Origin of the sequence: Parafrankia sp. EUN1f (genome assembly GCF_000177675.1) — a bacterium.
Taxonomy (GTDB): Bacteria; Actinomycetota; Actinomycetes; order Frankiales; family Frankiaceae; genus Parafrankia.
Genome location: NZ_ADGX01000283.1, coordinates 1 through 5093 on the forward strand (window position 1 = coordinate 1; position 5093 = coordinate 5093).

Here is a 5093-nt window from a genome sequence, read left to right on the forward strand (position 1 = left end):
CGGCCGCACACGCGACGCGACCACCGCTGCCGCCAGGTCCGGTGCGTCCGGCCCGAGCCGGATCAGCGGGGTTCCGAGCTTCAGACGCACCTCGCGGGCGGACCGCGACGCGGCCACCGCCCGCGCCGGCTGACGCGGACCATCGCCCGCCCTCTCAGCCGCAGCCGCGGCCGGGGACGCAGACGCAGACGCGGGTGCGGGTGCGGGTGCGGGTGTGCGGGCGGGGGCTGAGGGCGCGGCCAGGTCGCCCGTTGCCGGCCTGGCCCGGCAGGGCAGCAGGTCCAGGCGCGGCGCGGCGCCCTCCGCCCACAGTGCCACGGCGACCCGTCGGAGCTGGTCCAGACCGGACCGCTTGATCGTGTTCGTCACCAGCGACGCATGCTCGTCGCCCGGGCCGTTCAGGGTGTCATCGACGAAACCGGCGACGCTGCCCATCCCGACCTGGACGAACACGCGGACGCCCGCGCTGTGCAGGCTCCGCGCCAGCTCTCTGAACCGCACCGGCTCAAGCAGATGCCGGACAGCGAGCTCCCGGATGTCTGCGTGCCCGGGTGGATACGGAGCCACAGTAGTAGCCGACCACACCGGCACATTCGGGGTGCGCAGGGGGGTGGCGAACAGCCCGTCACGGAGCCGGGCCAGGTGCGGGCGCAGGAACGGCGAGTGGAAACCGGAGCGGAAGGGCAGCGTCTGCCCCAGCACGCCCCGCGCACGCAGCCGGGCCAGCGCGGTGTCCACGCTTTCGACCCGCCCGCAGATGATCGACTGGTGTGGGCAGTTGTCGTGGGAGACGACGATGTCGGGCAGGTCCGCGATCACCTCGGCGGCGACGTCCGCGCCGCAGCCCAGTGCGCCGAACACGACCCCGGGCACCTCCACCGACGCCGGGTCGAAGGCACCGATGAAGTCGTCGGCGTAGTCCTCGCCGATCAGGCCGGCGGAGATCATGGCGTTCCACTCGCCCACGCTGTGCCCACCGACCAGGTCGGGGACCACGCCGAGGGTGCGCAGAGCCTGGTCGAGGACCCGGCCGACCTGCACGCTGGCGACGCCGTGAAGCCCGAGGTCTGTGGTGTCGCCGAGCGCCGGGCGAGGCAGCCCGAAGTGATCGCAGACGTCGTCGATCCGCGGGGTGAACTTGTCCTCCAGCCCACAGAAGAGAAACGCCAGCCGCGGCGCCGCGGTCGCCGCCGGGGCTCCGGGTGCCGCTGTGGCTGCGGCTGCGGCTGTGGCTGCGGCTGCGGCTGTGGCTGCGGCTGCGGCTGTGGCTGTGGCTGCGGCTGTGGCTGCGTCCGCGAGCAGTGGCGCGGGAGTGAACCAGAGGTCGTTGCGGCCCCGCCACGCGGTTCCACGGGCCGCCACGGTGCGAGCGAGGGCGAGGCGCCGCGGCGTCGGCGCCACCAGCGCCAGCCGGACCGGCCCGCCGGTCGGGGCCTGGGCGGCGTCGTCCCGGGCGAGCAGCTCGGCGTCGGGCACGGAGAGCTGTTCGACGATCTCCGCCGCCGACGAGCCCGCGAGCAGCAGCACCGGCTCGGCCGCCGGGTCGGCGACCAGAGCCGCGCCCGTCCAGGCCGTGCCGACACCCGCGCCGGCGGCCGCGCGGGCCCCAGCGCCGGCCGCGGCGCCGACACGACCGCCGCCGCCGGAGCCATCAGTGCCGGAACCATCGGTGCCGGAGTCACCGAAGCGAGGACCACCAGCGACGACGGGGTCGACCGCGCCCACGTGGTCGTCCAGGCACTCCTCGAGGACGACGTGGGCGTTCACACCTCCGAAGCCGAAGGCGTTCACACCGGCGCGGCGCGGCGTCGCGCCCGCCGGCTCCCACGGGACCGCCGTGGGTACCGGTGCGAACCGGCTGCCCTCGAACAGCGGATGGGGCTGCTCACAGTGCAGGGTCGGCGGCAGGGTGCGGTGATGCAGCGCGAGCACGGTCTTGATCAGGCCGGCCATACCGGCCGCGGGCATCGCATGACCGATCATCGACTTCACCGAGCCGAGGCCGACCGGACCAGCACCGGCCGCGTCGTCGCCGAAGACCTTCGTCAGCGTCGCGAGCTCCGCGCCGTCCCCGGCCGGGGTCGCGGTGCCGTGTGCCTCGATCAGCCCCACCGCACCGGGCCGCGCCGGGTCGAGGCCGGCGTCCGCCCAGGCTCGTTCGATCGCCAGGATCTGCCCGGAGGACGCGGGAGCCATCAGGCTCGCGGTGCGTCCGTCGCTGGACGAGCCGGCGCCGCGCAGCACCGCGTAGACCCGGTCTCCGTTCGCTCGGGCGTCGGCGAGCCGCTTGAGGACGATCATGCCGACGCCCTCGCCCATCAGGACGCCGTCGGCCCGGCGGTCGAACGGACGGATCCGCTGCGTCGGCGAGAGCGCACGCAGCAGGGTGAACAGGCTCCAGAAGGAGACCTCGTGCACGAGGTGCACACCGCCGACGATCATCGCGCCGGCCCGGCCGCTCGTCAGCTCCCGCATCGCGGTGTCGACCGCGATCAGGGAGGAGGCGCAGGCCGCGTCGACCGTGTACGCCGGGCCGTGCAGGTCGAGGCGGTTCGCGATGCGCGACGCCGCCAGGTTGGGCACCAGGCCGATGGACGCCTCGGGCCGCTGCGGGCCCAGCCGGGCCAGGAACGCGTCGACCACCTCGTCCACGGCGGAGTCCGGGACGTCCGGCAGCACCTCGCGCAGCGTCGTCGCGAGCTGGTGGGACGTCCGGACCCGCTGCTCCAGGCGGGCGACCCCGGGCCCGACGTACCCGCCGCGGCCGACCACCACGCCGACGCGGCCGGTGTCCCCGAGTGCCTCGACACCGCCGGCGTCGTCCATGGCCTCGGCGGCGAGCCGCAGGGCGAGCAGCTGGTCGGGCTCCGCCCAGTCCACCGAGACCGGGACGATGCCGAAGCGCGCCGGGTCGAACGTGGCGAAGTCATCCACGAACCCGCCGCGGCGGCAGTAGAAACCGCCGCCGTCGGGACGCCGGCCACCGCGGTGATCGCGGTCACCGCGGTCGGGTTCCGCCGCGTAGTACTCGTCGAGGTCCCAGCGGCCGGGCGGGACGTCGCGGATCGCGTCGACCCCGCCGACGATGTTGCTCCAGTACGTGCCCAGGTCGCCCGCGCCGGGGAACAGCGCGGACATCCCGACCACGGCGATCTCGTGCCCGCCGCCCCCGCGCTCAGGCAGCGGGCGGCCGGGCGTCGAACGCTCAGGCATGAGACGACGACCCGGCGGACGACGGCCGGGAGGTGAAGGATGCGGCGTCGCCGCACATCTGCACGACCTGGAGGGGCGCGCCCGGGACCGGCTCGCGCAGCTCCCTGAGCAGCGCGGCGACCCCCTCGTCGGGATCGATCAGACCGATGCCGCGGCGGGCGTACTCCCGCGCCAGTTCCTCGGAGACCATGCCGCGGCCGGCCGCGGCGCCGGCCTCGACTCCCCACGGGCCCCAGTCGACGCTGACGACACGGCCGGCGAGGCGCGCCGAGGCCCGGTGGGCGAGCACGTCGAGGGCGTCGTTGGCAGCGGCGTAGTCGACCTGCCCACGGTTGCCGAACACCCCGGCGACGCTGCCGAAGAGCACCACGAAGCCCACATCCGGCCGCAGGGCGTCCAGCAGCGCGCCCGCACCGTCGACCTTCGTGCGGAACACCCGGTCGAAGGACTCCGGCGTCTTGCTCCTCAGCAGTCGATCCTCCAGGACGCCGGCCCCGTGCACCACGCCGTCGAGGCGGCCGTGGCGGGCGTACACGTCGGCGACGACCGCCGCGACAGCCGCGCCGTCGCGCACATCCACCGCGTGATAGCGCACGGACGAGGCGGCCTCACCCAGCGCCGCCAGCGTCGCGCGGATCTCCCGCTCCGCCAGGATGCGTCCGATCCGCTTCTCGATCTCCGCCGGCCTGCGCACACCGGTCTCGATCAACGCCCGGCGCAGCGCCGGGGCGTCCAGGGCGGCCACCGTCGCCGGGTCCTCGGGTCCGTCCGGGATCGGCGTGCGACCCACCAGCTCGACCGCGCAGCCGGTGGCCCGCGCCAGCGCCAGGGCGGTGCGGGCGGTGATGCCGCGCGCGCCGCCGGTGAGCAGCACCACTCCGGAGGCGTCCAGCCCCGCCGGACCCTCCGTGCCACGGCCGTCGGGCGCCAGCTCCACCGCCCGCAGCTCCGGCGTGATCCGGATGTTCTCCCGATGGCCGACGACAACCGGCGCCGCCGGGTCGAACATCTCGGCCAGCAGCCGCTCCGCGATCCGGCGCGGCGCCGCCTTCGGATGGACGTCGACCAGCCTGACCTGGGTGTCCGGCAGCTCATGCGCGAGCGTCCGGACCAGCCCGGCCAGGCCGACGCTCGGCGCCAGCTCGGCGGCGTCCCCGCCACGGCCGAGATCTCCGCCGAGACCCGTCACCACGAACAGGCGCCGCGGCCCGGCCAGCGCGGCCGCCCGCAAGGCCGGGAACGCCTCCGGGAGGCCACTTCCCAGGCTGGCCGGCGACCCCGCCGACGCGACCCAGAACAGGCCGTCCGCACCGGGCTCGGCCTCAAGCTGTGCCACCGCCTCCACGTTGTCCGCCGAGACGATGCGGACCTGGGCTCCGGCCTGCTCCAGCAGGGAGGACAACGCCAGCCCGATACCGAGGTCACCCTCGACGACGACGAACCGCGTGCCGGCCAGCGACGAGGCCCGGCCGGCCGCCACGAGCGCGTCCCAGGAGGGGACAGCCGGCAGCGTGACATGGTCGATCACGAATCGCCGCAGCGGGATCCGCGTCGCGGGGAGGGCCTCGCCCGCGGCCCGTGCCGTTGGTGCGGTCAGCGTGGCTGGTGCGGCCGGTGCCACTGGCACCGCCGGTGCCACTGGCACGGCCGGTGCGGTGACGCGGGCGGCGAACGTCGGATCCGTGGCACCCCGCGGAGCGGACAGCACACCCCAGCTCTCCGGGGCCAGCGACGCCTGAGCCGTGTGGCCGGCAAGCTCCGCCCGTGACGGCACCGGCACCGCGGCCGAGGTCACGGGCGCTCCGTCCAGGACCGCGACGCCCGCGCGCCCGCTGCGGGACATTGCGGCACGGGCCGAGGCCGGCGCGGCCGTGGACGCC

At 75.4% G+C, this 5093-nt stretch carries 2 protein-coding genes; both read right to left on the reverse strand.

Annotated elements, in window-relative coordinates; translation table 11 throughout:
• Positions 1 to 3213: type I polyketide synthase (locus tag FREUN1FDRAFT_RS37770; RefSeq protein ID WP_006545710.1), on the reverse strand; the 3213-nt coding region annotated here is incomplete at its 3' end.
• Positions 3206 to 5093: SDR family NAD(P)-dependent oxidoreductase (locus FREUN1FDRAFT_RS37775; protein ID WP_006545711.1), on the reverse strand; the 1888-nt coding region annotated here is incomplete at its 5' end. The genes FREUN1FDRAFT_RS37775 and FREUN1FDRAFT_RS37770, both read right to left, overlap by 8 nt.